Source organism: Amycolatopsis nigrescens CSC17Ta-90 (assembly GCF_000384315.1).
Lineage (GTDB): Bacteria > Actinomycetota > Actinomycetes > Mycobacteriales > Pseudonocardiaceae > Amycolatopsis > Amycolatopsis nigrescens.
The window spans coordinates 92,173-106,081 of the sequence record NZ_ARVW01000001.1 but is presented as its reverse complement, the minus strand read 5'-3'; the positions used below and the strand labels follow the sequence as shown (position 1 = coordinate 106,081).

Genomic DNA, 13,909 nt, shown 5'->3' with positions numbered 1-13,909 from the left:
CCGCCTCACAAGCGGTCGTGAGTGAAAAGTGTTGCCCTGGGAACACTTTTCACTCACGACGTCAGCCGGCTGCCGCGGCGGCGTGCTTGGCGTCGATGGTCTTGCGAAGCGCGGTGACGACCGGCTTGGCCGGTTTGCCGAGCTCGGTGATCCTGGCCTTGCAGCGCCGCCGCTCGATGGTGTTGAGCACCAGGCGAAGCCGGCCCGCGGCGGCGAGCGCGGCCAGGACGCCGATGTCCCGGTCGACGCGGGAAGCCGCCTGTGCGCCCTTGACCGCACCGGTCACCTGCTCGCCAAGCCGTTTCGCGAAGACGTGCTGGCGCAAGGTGAGCTTCCGGCCGGGGAAGACGCCGAGCACCCGGCGCGGCTCGACCCTGAGCGTGCCGTCCGCCGCCAGCCGGTCGAGCACCAGGCCGACGGCGTGGCGCTGGTCCTTGCCCACCCAGCGCCGCCAGGACCGCGGTGAGCCGTGCGCGATCTGCTCCCACACCGCGGTCAACAGCGGGTCCTCGCTCGACGGCGCGGTGGTGGCGCGCGGCTTGCCCGCGTCGTCCACCAGCTGCCCGTGCAGCAGCAGCTCGGCGAGCGCGGCCGCGCGGAGCACGCAGCCGAGCTCGCCGCGGCCGGTCAGCCGCTGCCGCCGGATGTCGTAGGAGAGCAGGAAGACCTTCGCGGGCAGGGACTCAGGTCGGCTCATCGTCTTCTCCGTCTACTGTGGACTTCCTTGGCCTGCCGCGCGGGCGGATCCGCGACACCCCGCCGGGCAGCCGCCCGGCATCGGAAAGGGCCTTGCGCAACAGGAACTCGATCTGCGCGTTGGTGCTGCGCAGCTCGTCACCGGCCCAGCGCGCCAGCGCGTCGTGCACGGCCGGATCGAGCCGCAGCAGCAGCTTCTTCCGTTCGGCTGTCATTACTGGTACAGCGAGCCGGTGTTCACCACCGGCTGGGTGTCGCGGTCGCCGACGAGCACGACCAGCAGGTTGCTGACCATCGCGGCCTTCCGCTCCTCGTCCAGCTCCACCACCTCGTGCGCAGCGAGCCGGTCCAGCGCCATCTCCACCATCCCGACCGCACCTTCCACGATCCGCTGCCTCGCCGCCACCACCGCGCCGGCCTGCTGGCGGCGCAGCATCGCCTGCGCGATCTCCGGGGCGTAGGCCAGGTGCGTGATGCGGGACTCGATGACTTCCACCCCGGCCGAGGCGACCCTGGCGCCGATCTCCGTGGACAGCTTCTCGGTGATCTCGTCCGCGTTGTCCCGCAAGGAAAGCTGCGGTTCGCCGTGGGTGTCGTACGGGTAGCTGTTGGCGATGTGCCGTACCGCGGTCTCGGTCTGGATCGCGACGAACTCGACGAAGTCGTCCACCTCGAACATCGCCTGCGCGGTGTCGCGCACCTGCCAGACGACCACGGTGGCGATCTCGATCGGGTTGCCGTCCGCGTCGTTCACCTTGGCCACGTCGGTCTCGTGGTTGCGGATCCGGGTGGACACCCGGCGGCGGTCGGTGAACGGGTTGACCCAGCGCAGGCCGTCGGTGCGCAGCGTGCCGACGTAGCGGCCGAGCAACTGCACCACCCTGGCCTCACCGGGGGCGACCGGGGTGAGACCGCCGAAGGTGACCAGCCCGGTCAGCGCCACCAGCGCGCCCACCACGACCAGCGTTATCTCGAGCGCACCGGAGCCGGTGATCACCAGGCCGGTGATCAGCAGCGCGGCCCCGGCCAGCACCAGCACCACCGCCACGCCGAACATCGCGAACCCGTTCGCCGCGCGCACCGGCCGTTCCCTGGTCTGCGGTGCCGGCATGTCCACGGCCGCACCGGCCGAAGTTCCCCTGCTCATCTCGTTCCCCTCCAGTCGGTTGCTTATCTAGCACGACAGTAGCATAGTGATATCACATTTACGGCGGTTGGGGGCGGACATGCGGACACGACAGGACTGGCCGGCGGTGGCGTGGCGGGAGTTCGCGGCGAGTGCCAGAAGCGGTGCTGTCGGCACCCTGCTGGCGCTGGCCGTGCTGGCCGGGCTGCCCGTGATGCTGAGACTTGCCGGGCTGGTGACCGAGCGCCCGGGTGACCGGTGGGCGGCCGGGGTGGCGGCCGGGGTGCTGAGCTACGGCTCGCTGATGGCCGGCGGCAAGGCGGTGGCCCAGGCACTGGTGGACGGGGCACTGGGAGAGCGGGTCGGAACTACGTTCGCCGGGTTGGTGCTCGGCGTCGGCGCGGCGGGCGCGCTGCGGCTGGCGGTGCTCGCCACGGCCGGGGCGGTGGCCGGGCTGGCCACCGGGACGCTGGCGGTGCCGGTGGCCGAGGCGGCGGTCGCCGTGTGCGGGCTGGTCGGCTGGTACCTGCTCGGTTTCGGGCTCTGCTCGGCGGTGCTGGCCGGGGTGGGCACGCGGGTGCGGCGGCCGGCGGAGCTGGCCCCGGCGGTGGCCCCGGTGCTGCTGGTGGTGGTCGCCGCCGGCGCGGCCGGGGTCTCGGTGCTGCCCTCGGACCCGCAGGGCCCGCTGGCGCAAGGGCTTTCGTTGCTGCCGGTGTGCGCGCCGGTGCTGATGCCGATGCGGCTGGCCATCGGCGCGGTGCCGGCCTGGCAGCTGCTGCTCGCCGCCGGGCTGCTCCTGCTGTCGGTCGCGGTGGCGCTGCGGCCGCTGCGCCGGGCCCGTGCTCAGTTCGGGATGTCGATGCCGTGATCCCGGGTCTTCCGGTAGATCCTGGCGCGGGACATGCCCAGTGCCTTGGCGGGTTTGCCGGTACCGGGTTCGCCTTCCAGCAGTGCCCACTGGCCCTCGTCGGCGAGGTCGCTGCACGCAACCAGGGCGCGCCGGAACCGGCCAGACCCAGGGAGGACGGGCCGGCGGGCAGGGGTGAGCGGCTCGGTGTCGCGGAGCAGCCGGACGCGGACGACCCCGCCCGCCGGGCCCGCTTCCTTGCGCCAGCAGGTGAGGTCGAGCACCTGCCCGGACAACTGTCCTTTGTGGACTGGCCTTTCTCAGGTTTCAGGGCGCGCTCAGGGGATCAGCACGAGCTTGCCGGGGGCGTGCCCGGTGATCCCGGCCTGGTGCGCCAGCGCCGCCTCCGGCAGGGGGTAGCTGGTGTCGATCAGGACGCGCAGTTCGCCCGCGCCCGCGCGGGCCGCGAGACCAGCGCGGGCGGCGTGCCGGATTTCGGTACCCGCGTCCTGGCCCGGTCCGTTGCCGATGATCTTGATCCCGGCGGTGACGCGGCGGTCGGTGCCGGTGATCGAGGCGATGCGCTGCCGGTCGGCCACCAGTTCCAGTGATGTTTCGAGTGCTTCGTCGCTGCCGGCGCAGTCAATCGAGGCGGTGACGCCGCCGGGTGCGGCGGCCCGCACGCGGTCGAGCAACCCGCGGCCGTAGCTCACCGGAATTGCGCTGAGGCCGCGGAGCAGTTCGTGATTGCGTTCCGCGGCCGTGGCGATCACGGTCGCGTCGAGGATGGAGGCCAGCTGCACCGCCATCAGCCCCACCCCGCCGGATCCACCGTGGATGAGCACGGTGTCGCCCTGGCCCACACCGGTGGTGTGCAGGGCGTGCGTCGCCGTGGTGCCGGCGAGCATCAACGACCCGGCCTCGTGCCAGCCCAGATCGGCCGGCTTGGGGATCAGCGACGTGACGGGCGCGGTGACGTAATCGGCGTAGGCGCCGGTGACCGGGTAGACGATCACCTCCTCGCCGACCTGGACCCCGGTCACCTCCGCACCGATCGCCGTGACGACTCCGGCACACTCCAAACCGAGTCGCGGCAGAGTGCCGGCGACTCCGGCGGAGTCCTTGTTCTTGTCGGCAACGGCGTGGAAGGCGCCGCTGTAGAGCTTCCAGTCGATCGGGTTGACCCCGGCCGCCCGCACTTGCACGACGACACCGTCGGCCGCCGGGTGCGGTACTGGCGTCTGGGCGATCTCGAGGACTTCCGGTGTGCCATAGGCCGTCGGTCGCACGGTTCTCGCCACAGTGCTGGGTTCGTTCGTCATGGATTCAGTTTCAGCCGCTGGTGGCATGATGTCCAGTGCATAGTTCGCACATCAATGTTGCGTCGAACGCAATCCAGTGAGCCAACTGAGGGCAGTCCGGTCGTGGCGCGAAAGCTTCATCGGAAAAGCGTTTGACGGCTGCCGAGGTCCGGCGGTCGGATGACCTGCCGTGAGCACTGCGCGGATGCATCCCGGTACGCACCCCATCGACGACGACCTCGTGCGGCGGCTGATCGCGGCGCAGTTCCCGCGGTGGGCCGGGCTGGGGGTGCAGCGGTGGCCGTCCGGCGGCACGGTCAACGCCATGTACCGGCTGGGCGGCGACATGGTCGTCAGGCTGCCGCTGGTGCGGAGCGGTGCCGAGGACGTGGCGATGGAACAGAATTGGCTGCCCCGACTCGCGTCCCGGCTGCGCACGGCCATCCCCGAGGTGCTCGGGGCCGGGCGGCCCGCCGAGGGCTATCCGTGGCCGTGGTCGGTGTACCGGTGGCTGGCGGGGGAGCATCCACGGGCGGGTGCGTTGCGCGAGCCCTTGTCGCTGGCCGAGGACCTGGCCGGGTTCGTGGCGGCGATGCGGGGCATCACCCTGCCGGGCGCGCCGAGGGCGCACCGCGGCGGGCCGATCGTCCTGCTGGACTCGTCGACCCGGGCGGCGATCGAGCAACTGCGCGGGATCCCGGAGGAGGACGTCGACTGCGATGCCGTGGCCGCCGCGTGGGAGAGCGCGCTGCGGGCCCCGGGCTGGGACGGGCCGCCGGTGTGGCTGCATGCCGATCTGATGCCGGGCAATCTGCTGATCGACGGCGGCAGGCTTTCCTCGGTGATCGACTTCGGGTGCCTTGGCGTGGGTGATCCGGCCTGCGATCTGTTCCCGGCGTGGAATCTGCTGCCTGCCGGCGCGAGGGAAGTCTTCCGAGAGGCGCTGGGCGTGGACGACGCGACCTGGGCCCGCGGCCGGGGGCGGGCGCTTTCGCAGGCGCTGATCGCGTTGCCGTACTACCGGAGGACGAACCCGGCGATGGCGGACAACGCTCGTCACGTGATCCGGACGGTGCTGGACGAAGGTTGAGGTATTCCGCCCCGCGCAGGAACGGGGAACTCGCCGGGGCCGAATGGGGAACTCGCGGGGCTCGAACGTGGGACTCGCGGGGGCCGAAGGTGGGACTCGCGGGAGGGGGTTAGGTGGCGGGGTTGCCGTCGACGGCGGCGGCGAGTTGGGGGACCATGCGGTCGAGCTGGTAGGGCACGCTCAGCACGGTGACGAAGGTGGTCGCGTTCCCGTAGTCGCTGGCGTTCTCGATGAAGACCTCGCGCTTTTCCTTGGCCACCTTCAGACCGGAGTAGAGGCGGTCGTTCGCCAGCGTCGCCCGGTTGCCCGCGGAATCGTCCACCAGCCAGACGAGCGCGTCGCGGTCGAGCAGGTCGGTCCGCTCCATGCTGATGTTCGCGCCGAACGTGTCGCCGATGATCTGGTCCAGACCCGGCGGAAGCTTGAAGCCGAGCGATGTCAGCACACGGGTTCTCGGGTCCTGGCTGCCGTAGACGAAGTAGCCCTCGTAGACGGTCGCGGTCAGCGCGGTCGCGCCTTCGAACCGGGGGTTGTCCTTGCGGATCTGGGCGATCTTCGCCTCCACGCCCTGCACGAGCCCGTCCGCCGCGGCCGGCCTGCCGACCGCCTTGCCGACCGTCCTGGTGGTGTCCTGCCAGGGAATGCCGTAGTCGGCGTACTCGTCGGGCTGCGCGATGACCGGGGCGATCTGCGACAGCTTGTCGTACTGCTCCTGGGTGAGCGCCGAGTACAGGCCGATGATCAGGTCCGGGCGGAGCGCGGCGACCTGTTCGAACGACGGGCCCTCCGGGCTCTTGAGCACGGTCGGCAGCGGGGCGCCGCCGAGCTTGTCCTTGGCCCACGGGCCCACCGTGCCGGGGTATTCGCCGACGAACTCGGTGACCCCGACCGGGACGACGCCCAGTGCGAGCAGCGAGTCCTGTTCGGTCAGGCCGACGGTGACCACCCGCTGCGGTGCCCGTTCGAGCGTGGTGCTGCCGTACTTGTGGCCAATGGTGACCGGGAAGGCGCTGGGCTCGGTGACGCCCGAGTTCCCGCCCGCCGGTGCGCCGGGCTCGTTCGTGGCGCCGCAGGCGGTGAGCATGCCGGCGAACAGCAGGGACGCGATGACCGCCGCGATCCGAGCGCGTCCACGCGGGATGGACGGGGAAGGGAAGCGGGCCATCGTCGGTCCTTTGCCATCAGAGATTAAGGTGTGCCTAACCTAATCGCTGGTTGGCGTGCGACGCAACGGGGTCTTGCTCACGCCGGGCGGCCCGCCAGCAGGGTCTGACCAGGGCCGATCGCGGGGCGGCCGAGTGCGCGCAGTGCCGCCCAGATCCCGGCCTGGTTGGCGGTGACCACCGGTTTGCCGAGCTGCCGCTCGAGCGGTGCGATCAGGTCGTACGTCGGCAGCGCGGTGCAGCTGACGAACACCGCGTCCGCGTCGGCGTGGTCACCGGCGCGGACCAGTTCGGCGACGGTGGCGTAGTCGACCTCGCGCACCGCGGTGAGCGGAACCTCCAGACGCTTGCTGGAAGTCACGTCCAGGCCCGCGGCCGTGAGGAAGTCGCCGAGCAGGGCGCCGACGTCCGGGGAGTACGGGTGCACGACGGCGACCCGGCGCGCGCCCACCTCCCGCAGCGCTTCCACGGCCGCACCGGAGGTGGTCACCGCGCGCGGCGCGCCGGCGTCGAGCAAGGCTTGGCGCAGCAGGGTTTCCCTGGCGGCGCCGCCGACGAAGCTGCACGCCGTGCAGGCGAAAAGCACGACCTCCGAGCCGAGCGCGGTCACCGTGCGGGCGGGCTCGGCGAGCACGCCGGGGTCGTTGAGCGCGCGGACCATCTCCAGGTTGCCGGTCATCGGCGCGGGACCGGTGCGGGCCATGAACAGCGAGATGTCTTCGGGAGCCCAGCGCCAGAGCTCGCGGTCGCGGTCGAAGTCGAAGGAGGCGACCACGCCGACACCGGTCTGCGGGGTGGGCCCGGCCGGGAGTTCCGTCAAGATGCGTCCTCTTCCATCGCATTGAGCAGGGCGTCGAGCAGCCCGGGGAACCGGGCGTCCAGATCTTCGCGACGCAGGGAGAGCAGGTTCTCCCTGCCGGAGGGGCGCTGCCAGATGACCCCGCTGTCCCGGAGGACCCGCCAGTGGTGGGTGAGGGTCGACTTCGAGATCCCGTCCAGCAGCGTGCCGCAGGCGCGTTCGCCGTCGGCGGCGAGCGCGCGGACGACCTTGAGCCGCATCGGGTTTCCGAGTGCGGTCAGCACGTTCTCCAGCAGGATCTGCTCGCGGGCGGGGTGCTGGGCGATCATGCCGCCACTGTAGCCGACAGTTCGAATGTACGACAGTTGACGTACCTTCCGATAGTACGACAGTATCCGTACTGTCGGACCGACTGAGTCCGGCGCCCCCACGTGAAAGGTGCTCGAACAGGGATGTCCACTTCCACCGCATCGGCGGGTTCGCCCGCCACCGGTCGCCGCGGGCTGGGCTGGAGCCTGGCCCTGCTGGCCATGGCGCAGCTGACCTTCTCGCTCGACCTCAACATCGTGTTCGTCGCGCTCCCGGAGATCGGCGCCGAGCTCGGGTTCTCCGACCAGACGCTGCAATGGGTGGTGGGGGCCTACGCGGTGTTCGCCGGCGGGTTCCTGCTGCTCGGCGGCCGGGCCGCGGACCTGCTGGGCCGTCGCCGGATGTTCGTGCTCGCGCTGGCGCTCTACGCCGTCGCCTCACTGGCCGGTGGGCTGGCCGGCAGCCCGGCGGTGATCATCGCCGCGCGGGCCGTGCAGGGTGTCGGTGGCGCACTGCTGCTCCCTGCCACCCTCTCGCTGGTCAACACCCTGTTCGAGGAGGGGCCGCGGCGGAACCGGGCGCTCGCCGTCTGGGGCGGGGCCGGTGCCAGCGGGCTCACCGTGGGCGCCCTGCTCGGCGGGGTGCTGACCGAAGCCTTCGGCTGGCCGGCCGTGTTCTTCGTGAACGTCCCGCTGGCCGGGCTGATCGCCGTGGCCGCGCTGCTGGTGATGCCGAGGGACCTGGCCGAACCCGGGCGGCGCCGGTTCGACCTGCCGGGGGCGCTGACCGCGACCGGCGGCGCGACTCTGCTGGTCTTCGTGCTGGTGCAGGGGCCCGAAACCGGCTGGTCCTCGCCGGGCATCCTGATCGCCGCCGTGCTCTCCGTGCTGCTGCTGGCGGCGTTCGCGCTACTCGAAACCCGGAGCGCGGACCCGCTGCTGCCGCCGCGCCTGCTGCGGAACCGGAGCCTGCTCGCCGGGGTCACCGTCACCTTCGTCTACATGGGAACCTTCGGTGCGCTGCCGTACTTCCTCACCGTGTTCTTCCAGCGGGTGCACGGGTTCAGCGCGCTGCAGACCGGGCTCGCCTTCCTCGTCCCGTCGGTGGCGATCGCGCTCGGCACCCAGCTCGGCGAGCGGATGACGACCCGGCTCGGCGCCCGGAACACGCTGCTGACCGGGTTCGGGCTCGGCGTGCTCGGCACCGTCGCGCTGGCGCTCGGATTTGCCGGCGGCAGCGGCTATCTCGTCACCGTGCCCGGCCTGGTCGTCTCCGGGGTCGGCCAGGGCATCGCCTGGACGGCCATGTGGATCGCCACCGCGACCGGGGTCGCCGACCGCGAACAGGGTGTCGCTTCGGGAATGGCGTCGACCACGCTGAACCTCGGCAACGCGATCGGCCTCGCCGTGCTGATCGCGATCGCCAACTCGGGCACCTCGATCACCGGCGGGAGCTTCACCGCGGTACTGCTGGCCGCGGCCAGCATGCTGGCCGGTGCACTGGTCAGTCTCGCCCTGCCGCGGCGACCGGCCGTGGCCCCGGCGCGGCGGTGAGCGTGCGTTACCTTGCGGTGGAAAGATTCCGGACTGGACGGGAAGGGGTGACATGCGGCGAGGACGGGAGCCGAAGGGGCGCGCGACGGCCGGTGGCGGGCCGGTGCCGGGCCGTCATCAGGTGCGCTTCGGCACCGCCGAGCTGCTTCGCGACCTCGACCGGCCGAACGGCTGGCTGCTCACCGTGGACGAGGTCGCGCAGTCCTATGTGGATCTCGACGACCCGGCCCATCTCGAATTCGACTACGTACGCCGGATCGGCGACGTGATCGACTGCCTGCCGGGGCCCGGCGAGGCACTGGACGTGCTGCACATCGGCGGCGGGGCGTGCACGCTGCCGCGCTACGTCGCCGCGACCCGGCCGGGTTCGCGCCAGCTCGTGCTGGACGCGGACGGTGAGCTCATCGAGCTGGTCCGGGAGCAGCTCGACCTGCGCAGCGTGCCCTCGCTGAAGGTGCGGATCTCGGACGGCAGGACCGGGGTGGCCAGCAGGCGCGACGGTTCCGCCGACCTGGTGGTGCTGGACGCCTTCGAACGCGCGGCCATGCCGGGTGGCCTGGCGACCGTCGAATGCGTCACCGACATCGCCAGGGTGCTGCGCCCGTCCGGCACCCTGATCGTCAACATCTCCGACGGCCAGGGGCTCGGGTTCGCGCGCCGGATGGTCGCGACCGTGTCCGCGGTGTTCGGCGAGCTGCTGATGCTGGCCGATCCCGGGGTGCTGCGCGGCCGCCGGTTCGGCAACCTCGTGCTGGCCGCCTCCGCGGTCGAGCTGCCGGCCGCCGAACTGACGAGAAGGGCCGCTTCGGCGGCCTTTCCGGCCCGCTGTGCCGGCCAGGCGGAACTGCGGAAGTTCGCCGGGCAGGCCGAACCCCTGACCGACGCCGTGCCGGTGGTCACCCCGGTGCCACCGGAACACGCCTTCGGCCTGCCCGCCAAACGCGACAAGCGGAACCAGGGCAAATAGCCGACTATTTGCCCTTCGGGGTGGCCCGGTCTTCAGGCGGCTCGGAAGCGGGTGAGCTCGCGACGCTCCTCTTCGGTGAGGCCGCCGAAGATGCCGTGGTCCAGTCCGTTGTCCGAGGCGTAGCCGAGGCACTCGGCCCGTACCGGGCACCGGGCGCACACGGCCTTGGCCGCCGCGGCCTGCCGGGCGCCCGGCCCGACCGCGGAGATGGGGAAGAACAGTTCGGGGTCCTCGTCCCGGCAGGCGGCGCGGTGCCGCCAGTCGTCTCTCTCATCGGGGTGCGTCATCTTGTGCCGCCTCCTTTCAGGCGTGTTCCGCTGCGGAAGTAGTTCGGGATCTGAAGTCGTGGGCGGCGCGCGACCGGCGCCGGCGGCCAGACCGGATATTCAACGCGGCCGGTGCCGCTGTTGTTCCCGGACCGCCGGAGGCCAGCGGTTCAGCGTGTCCGGTCCAGCAGGGTCCGGAGGATCGGTTCGGCGTGGGTCCACAGCACGGCCCCGCCGATCCCGGGCACCAGATGGCGCCGGGCGCCGGGGATCCTGGCGGTGAGCGTCCTGCCATTGTCGGGCGAGTGACCGGTGTCCTGCTCGCCGTACCAGAGGTCAACGCCGACGGTGATCTCCGCCGGGTCGAAGGGCCATCGGCCCATCGCGAGCACGGTGTCCCGCGCGTAGCCGTCCGACCCCTGCGCGAAGGCTTCCGCCATCGCGCGGCGGTACGCGGTTTCAAAACGCGGTTCGCGGTACACCGCGAGATCGGCGTCGCCACTGCCGTCGATGACCAAGCGCCACAACGCTTCCGCGTCGAAACCGGCGAAGACCGCTTGCGCGCCGGCCGGATCCGAGACGGACCGGCCGACCAGTTCCCGCAGTTCCGCCGGCAGCGCGTCCGCGAACCCGGGAGCGGCGATCTCGTCGCTCCCGGATACCACGGCCAGCGCGGAGCAAACCCCTTCCGCCGCGCAGGCCAGCGCGAACGGGGCGCCCTGGGAGTTGCCGACCATGGCGGGCCGGCCCAGCCCGCGCAGCTCGGCGAACCGGCTCAGGTCGCCGGCGAAGTCGGCGAAAGTCCGGCCGGGCAGCGGAGTGGAGGCGCCGAGACCGGGCCGGTCCACCGCGATCAGCCGCACCCCGAGCGCGTCCACCGCCGCCGGGCCGAACCCGAGCGAACGGGTGGTGGCCGCGCCGGGGCAGAACAGCACCGGGGTCCCGTGCGCGGGGCCCCACTCCGCCCAGCCGAGCAGCCGTCCGCCGGGCAGCGTCGTCCGCCCGAGGCGGACGGGGCCGGTGACGTGGCTGCTCATGCGGTGATCATGACAGGCCGGGTCTCGCGGGCGCACCCGAAATTCGCCGGCCCGCTAGATCGGATCTAGCGATCTTCCGGCCCGGTTCTCGCGCCTGAGGGGTGCAAGCGCCGAACGTTCACGGGGAGGGCCCGATGCCGGAGGAACACAGGGCACGGCTGGCCGTCGCGGTGATCATCGGCAGCACCAGGGACGGCAGGGTGGGCGGCGGGATCGGCCACTGGGTCGCCGTCACGGCTGGCCGGCGCGAGGACATGGCGGTGGAGGTGGTGGACCTGCTCGACTTCGAGTTCCCTAGCCGCCACCCGGACGAGGTGACGCCGGAGGTGGCGAAGTTCACCGCCGCGATAGACCGCGCGGAGGCCTTCGTGGTGGTCACTCCCGAGTACAACCGCAGCTTCCCGGCGTCGCTGAAACAGGCCATCGACTACGGCTACGACGAATGGCACGCCAAGCCGGTCGGCTTCGTGTCCTACGGCTGCCGGTCCGGCGGCCTGTACGCGGTGGAGCAGCTGCGGGTGGTGTGCACCGAGCTGCACATGGTGACCATGCGCAACGGGGTGAGCCTCGACCTGTTCGACGACGGTGTCGACGACTGCGGCCTGCCACTGGACGACGGGCCGACGAGGGCCGCCGAGACCATGCTCGACCAGCTCGCCTGGTGGGGCCGGGCACTGCGCGACGCCAGAGCGGCCGAGCCGTACGTCGCCTGAACGAAAAGACTGACATGAGGGGAAAGGACAGAAATGAGCAAGCCAACATCCGGTCTCGCGGTGCAGACCTCGGGGCTGGTGAAGGTGTTCGGCAAGACCCGTGCGGTGGACGGGCTCGATCTCGCGGTGCCGGCCGGTTCGGTGTACGGCGTGCTGGGGCCCAACGGCGCCGGCAAGACCACCGCGGTGAAGATGCTGGCCACCCTGCTGCGACCGGACGGCGGTGAGGCCACCGTGTTCGGGCACGACGTGCTGCGCGAGGCGGACAAGGTGCGCGGGCTGGTCGGGCTGACCGGGCAGTACGCGTCGGTCGACGAGGACCTGACCGGCATGGAGAACCTGGTCCTGCTCGGCAGGCTGCTCGGCCACCGCAAAAGCGCGGCCAGGGACAGGGCCGCCGGCCTGCTGGCCGCCTTCGGGCTGACCGACGCGGCCGAGCGTCAGGTCAAGAAGTACTCCGGCGGGATGCGCCGCCGGGTTGACATCGCCGCCAGCATCATCAAGACCCCGGACCTGCTCTTCCTGGACGAGCCGACCACCGGCCTCGATCCGCGCAGCCGCAACCAGGTCTGGGACATCGTGCGGATCATCGTCGCCCAGGGCACCACGGTGCTGCTGACCACCCAGTACCTGGACGAGGCCGACCAGCTCGCGAGCAGGATCGCGGTGATCGACCAGGGCAAGGTGATCGCCGAAGGCACCCCCGGCCAGCTGAAGTCCTCGGTCGGCGCGGGTTCGGTCCACCTCCGGCTCCGGGACGCGTCGCAGCGCCCGGAAGCCGAGCGGGTGCTGGCCAGGACGCTGGGCACCACGGTGCAGCTGGAGGCCGACCCGGTCGCGCTGACCGCTTCCGTTTCCGGCGAGGAGTCCGGTCCCGGCGCGGCCGAGCAGGCGTCCGTCGCACTCGGCGAACTGGCCAGGGCCGGCATCACCGTGGACGACTTCTCCCTCGGCCAGCCCAGCCTGGACGAGGTGTTCCTGGCACTGACCGATCACCCCGCGCAGCGGGAGACAGAAGAGGAGGTGGCAGCGTGAGTAGCTCCGTGCCCAGCCGCGGCACCCGTGATGACCCCCGCGCGCGCTGGGATGACCACAATGCGCGCAGACTTGCGAAGGAGACAGCGTGAGTACTGCTACGACTGAAGAAACGGTAGCGGCCGGGTCTTATGTGCCGGCGGCGGACAGCCTCGGCGCGGTGCTGGCGGCGGGGGAGCAGCCGCCACGCCCCAGCGCGCTCTCCGCGTCGGTCACCTTCGGCTGGCGGGCCATGCTGAAGATCAAGCACGTGCCGGAGCAGCTGTTCGACGTCACCGCGTTCCCGATCATGATGACGCTGATGTTCACCTACCTGTTCGGCGGCGCGCTGGCCGGGTCGACCGGGGAGTACCTGCAGTTCCTGCTGCCGGGGATCCTGGTGCAGAGCGTCGTGATGATCACCATGTACACCGGCGTCGGGGTGAACACCGACATCGAGAAGGGCGTGTTCGACCGGATCCGCACGCTGCCGGTCTGGCGGCCGGCCGCACTGGTCGGCGCGCTGCTCGGGGACGTGTTCCGCTACGTGATCGCGTCCACCACGATCCTGGTGGTCGGGTTGGTGATGGGTTTCCGGCCCGGCGGCGGGGTGCTCGGCGTGCTCGCCGGGGTGGCCCTGCTGGTGCTGTTCTCGTTCGCGTTCTCCTGGATCTGGACCATGTTCGGGCTGCTGCTGCGCTCGGAGAAGTCGGTGATGGGGGTCAGCATGATGGTGCTGTTCCCGCTCACCTTCCTCAGCAGCGTGTTCGTCGACCCCAAGACGATGCCCGGCTGGTTGCAGGTGTTCGTGGACGCCAACCCGGTCACGCATCTGGTCAACGCGGTCCGCGGGCTGATGGCCGGGGACGCGATCGGCGGGGAGGTCGTCTGGACGCTGGTCGCCGGCGCGGTGCTGATCGCGATCTTCGGCTCGCTGACCATGCGCCTGTACAACCGCAAGTAGTTCCTCGCCTGGGGGTGGAGCGGGCCTGGCCTTCCCGGCCGGGCCCGCTCCGAGTTTTCCCAGT

17 protein-coding genes are annotated in these 13,909 nt (G+C 71.3%); 7 read left to right on the top strand and 10 right to left on the bottom strand.

Annotated elements, in window-relative coordinates; genetic code table 11:
• Positions 1-61: 61 nt before the first annotated feature.
• The 3 genes from AMYNI_RS0100485 to AMYNI_RS0100475 are packed head-to-tail and all read right to left on the bottom strand — an operon-like array spanning position 62 to position 1,843.
• Positions 62-697 carry a GOLPH3/VPS74 family protein gene (locus AMYNI_RS0100485; protein ID WP_020665990.1) on the bottom strand — a complete coding sequence of 212 codons (636 nt, stop codon included), beginning with the start codon at positions 695-697 and terminating at the stop codon, positions 62-64.
• The gene (locus AMYNI_RS0100480; RefSeq protein WP_020665989.1) at positions 684-911 is read right to left on the bottom strand and encodes a type II toxin-antitoxin system antitoxin; all 228 of its coding nucleotides are present in this window, start codon (positions 909-911) and stop codon (positions 684-686) included. The genes AMYNI_RS0100485 and AMYNI_RS0100480 overlap by 14 nt, the downstream gene beginning before the upstream one ends.
• The gene (locus AMYNI_RS0100475; RefSeq protein ID WP_020665988.1) at positions 911-1,843 is read right to left on the bottom strand and encodes an SPFH domain-containing protein; all 933 of its coding nucleotides are present in this window, start codon (positions 1,841-1,843) and stop codon (positions 911-913) included. The genes AMYNI_RS0100480 and AMYNI_RS0100475 overlap by 1 nt, the downstream gene beginning before the upstream one ends.
• A 79-nt stretch (positions 1,844-1,922) precedes the next feature.
• Here AMYNI_RS0100475 and AMYNI_RS43180 point away from each other — a divergent pair, with 79 nt between their 5' ends.
• Entirely contained in the window at positions 1,923-2,690 is a 768-nt protein-coding gene (locus tag AMYNI_RS43180; RefSeq protein WP_051116253.1) for an ABC transporter permease, read from the top strand.
• Here AMYNI_RS43180 and AMYNI_RS0100465 read toward each other — a convergent pair.
• Both AMYNI_RS0100465 and AMYNI_RS0100460 read right to left on the bottom strand, forming a co-directional pair.
• Positions 2,666-2,965, bottom strand: coding sequence for a hypothetical protein (locus AMYNI_RS0100465; RefSeq protein WP_020665986.1), 300 nt, complete (start codon positions 2,963-2,965; stop codon positions 2,666-2,668). The two genes, AMYNI_RS43180 and AMYNI_RS0100465, sit on opposite strands and share 25 nt — an antisense overlap.
• Positions 2,966-3,007: 42 nt before the next feature.
• Entirely contained in the window at positions 3,008-3,991 is a 984-nt protein-coding gene (locus AMYNI_RS0100460) for an NADP-dependent oxidoreductase (protein WP_051116252.1), read from the bottom strand.
• A gap of 184 nt (positions 3,992-4,175) precedes the next feature.
• On the opposite strand from AMYNI_RS0100460, the gene AMYNI_RS0100455 reads away from it, so the two are divergent.
• A complete protein-coding gene (locus AMYNI_RS0100455) occupies positions 4,176-5,060 on the top strand; it encodes an aminoglycoside phosphotransferase family protein (protein ID WP_020665984.1) in 885 nt (294 codons plus the stop codon).
• A gap of 109 nt (positions 5,061-5,169) precedes the next feature.
• On the opposite strand, the gene AMYNI_RS0100450 is transcribed toward AMYNI_RS0100455, so the two are convergent.
• From AMYNI_RS0100450 to AMYNI_RS0100440, 3 genes are all read right to left on the bottom strand, one after another.
• Positions 5,170-6,225, bottom strand: coding sequence for an iron-siderophore ABC transporter substrate-binding protein (locus AMYNI_RS0100450; protein ID WP_020665983.1), 1,056 nt, complete (start codon positions 6,223-6,225; stop codon positions 5,170-5,172).
• A gap of 77 nt (positions 6,226-6,302) precedes the next feature.
• Complete coding sequence (locus tag AMYNI_RS0100445; protein ID WP_020665982.1) at positions 6,303-7,043, bottom strand: maleate cis-trans isomerase family protein; 741 nt, start codon at positions 7,041-7,043, stop codon at positions 6,303-6,305.
• The gene (locus AMYNI_RS0100440; RefSeq protein ID WP_020665981.1) at positions 7,040-7,351 is read right to left on the bottom strand and encodes an ArsR/SmtB family transcription factor; all 312 of its coding nucleotides are present in this window, start codon (positions 7,349-7,351) and stop codon (positions 7,040-7,042) included. Before AMYNI_RS0100440 ends, AMYNI_RS0100445 begins: the two co-directional genes overlap by 4 nt.
• Before the next feature lie 123 nt (positions 7,352-7,474).
• On the opposite strand from AMYNI_RS0100440, the gene AMYNI_RS0100435 reads away from it, so the two are divergent.
• Together AMYNI_RS0100435 and AMYNI_RS0100430 are read left to right on the top strand one after the other, a co-directional pair.
• Complete coding sequence (locus tag AMYNI_RS0100435; protein WP_020665980.1) at positions 7,475-8,884, top strand: MFS transporter; 1,410 nt, start codon at positions 7,475-7,477, stop codon at positions 8,882-8,884.
• A gap of 52 nt (positions 8,885-8,936) precedes the next feature.
• Entirely contained in the window at positions 8,937-9,851 is a 915-nt protein-coding gene (locus AMYNI_RS0100430) for a spermidine synthase (RefSeq protein ID WP_020665979.1), read from the top strand.
• A gap of 32 nt (positions 9,852-9,883) precedes the next feature.
• Here AMYNI_RS0100430 and AMYNI_RS0100425 read toward each other — a convergent pair whose 3' ends face one another.
• Both AMYNI_RS0100425 and AMYNI_RS0100420 read right to left on the bottom strand, forming a co-directional pair.
• Entirely contained in the window at positions 9,884-10,138 is a 255-nt protein-coding gene (locus AMYNI_RS0100425) for a WhiB family transcriptional regulator (protein ID WP_020665978.1), read from the bottom strand.
• 149 nt (positions 10,139-10,287) lie between these two features.
• Complete coding sequence (locus AMYNI_RS0100420; protein ID WP_020665977.1) at positions 10,288-11,154, bottom strand: alpha/beta fold hydrolase; 867 nt, start codon at positions 11,152-11,154, stop codon at positions 10,288-10,290.
• Positions 11,155-11,288: 134 nt separating this feature from the next.
• Here AMYNI_RS0100420 and AMYNI_RS0100415 point away from each other — a divergent pair, with 134 nt between their 5' ends.
• The 3 genes from AMYNI_RS0100415 (at position 11,289) to AMYNI_RS0100405 (ending at position 13,845) form a co-directional block, all read left to right on the top strand.
• Positions 11,289-11,867 carry an NADPH-dependent FMN reductase gene (locus AMYNI_RS0100415; RefSeq protein WP_020665976.1) on the top strand — a complete coding sequence of 193 codons (579 nt, stop codon included), beginning with the start codon at positions 11,289-11,291 and terminating at the stop codon, positions 11,865-11,867.
• Between the two features lie 33 nt (positions 11,868-11,900).
• Positions 11,901-12,902, top strand: a complete 1,002-nt coding sequence (locus AMYNI_RS0100410) for a daunorubicin resistance protein DrrA family ABC transporter ATP-binding protein (protein ID WP_020665975.1) — start codon at positions 11,901-11,903, stop codon at positions 12,900-12,902.
• Positions 12,903-13,035: 133 nt separating this feature from the next.
• Positions 13,036-13,845, top strand: a complete 810-nt coding sequence (locus AMYNI_RS0100405) for an ABC transporter permease (protein ID WP_020665974.1) — start codon at positions 13,036-13,038, stop codon at positions 13,843-13,845.
• The last annotated feature ends 64 nt before the right edge of the window (positions 13,846-13,909 follow it).

Excerpts from the sequence above, each read along its gene's own strand:
- AMYNI_RS0100485 (WP_020665990.1), bottom strand. The coding sequence starts at position 697 with ATGAGCCGACCTGAGTCCCTGCCCGCGAAGGTCTTCCTGCTCTCCTAC.
- AMYNI_RS0100480 (WP_020665989.1), bottom strand. The coding sequence starts at position 911 with ATGACAGCCGAACGGAAGAAGCTGCTGCTGCGGCTCGATCCGGCCGTG.
- AMYNI_RS0100475 (WP_020665988.1), bottom strand. The coding sequence starts at position 1,843 with ATGAGCAGGGGAACTTCGGCCGGTGCGGCCGTGGACATGCCGGCACCG.
- AMYNI_RS43180 (WP_051116253.1), top strand. The coding sequence starts at position 1,923 with ATGCGGACACGACAGGACTGGCCGGCGGTGGCGTGGCGGGAGTTCGCG.
- AMYNI_RS0100460 (WP_051116252.1), bottom strand. The coding sequence starts at position 3,991 with ATGACGAACGAACCCAGCACTGTGGCGAGAACCGTGCGACCGACGGCC.
- AMYNI_RS0100455 (WP_020665984.1), top strand. The coding sequence starts at position 4,176 with ATGCATCCCGGTACGCACCCCATCGACGACGACCTCGTGCGGCGGCTG.
- AMYNI_RS0100450 (WP_020665983.1), bottom strand. The coding sequence starts at position 6,225 with ATGGCCCGCTTCCCTTCCCCGTCCATCCCGCGTGGACGCGCTCGGATC.
- AMYNI_RS0100440 (WP_020665981.1), bottom strand. The coding sequence starts at position 7,351 with ATGATCGCCCAGCACCCCGCCCGCGAGCAGATCCTGCTGGAGAACGTG.
- AMYNI_RS0100435 (WP_020665980.1), top strand. The coding sequence starts at position 7,475 with ATGTCCACTTCCACCGCATCGGCGGGTTCGCCCGCCACCGGTCGCCGC.
- AMYNI_RS0100430 (WP_020665979.1), top strand. The coding sequence starts at position 8,937 with ATGCGGCGAGGACGGGAGCCGAAGGGGCGCGCGACGGCCGGTGGCGGG.
- AMYNI_RS0100425 (WP_020665978.1), bottom strand. The coding sequence starts at position 10,138 with ATGACGCACCCCGATGAGAGAGACGACTGGCGGCACCGCGCCGCCTGC.
- AMYNI_RS0100420 (WP_020665977.1), bottom strand. The coding sequence starts at position 11,154 with ATGAGCAGCCACGTCACCGGCCCCGTCCGCCTCGGGCGGACGACGCTG.
- AMYNI_RS0100415 (WP_020665976.1), top strand. The coding sequence starts at position 11,289 with ATGCCGGAGGAACACAGGGCACGGCTGGCCGTCGCGGTGATCATCGGC.
- AMYNI_RS0100410 (WP_020665975.1), top strand. The coding sequence starts at position 11,901 with ATGAGCAAGCCAACATCCGGTCTCGCGGTGCAGACCTCGGGGCTGGTG.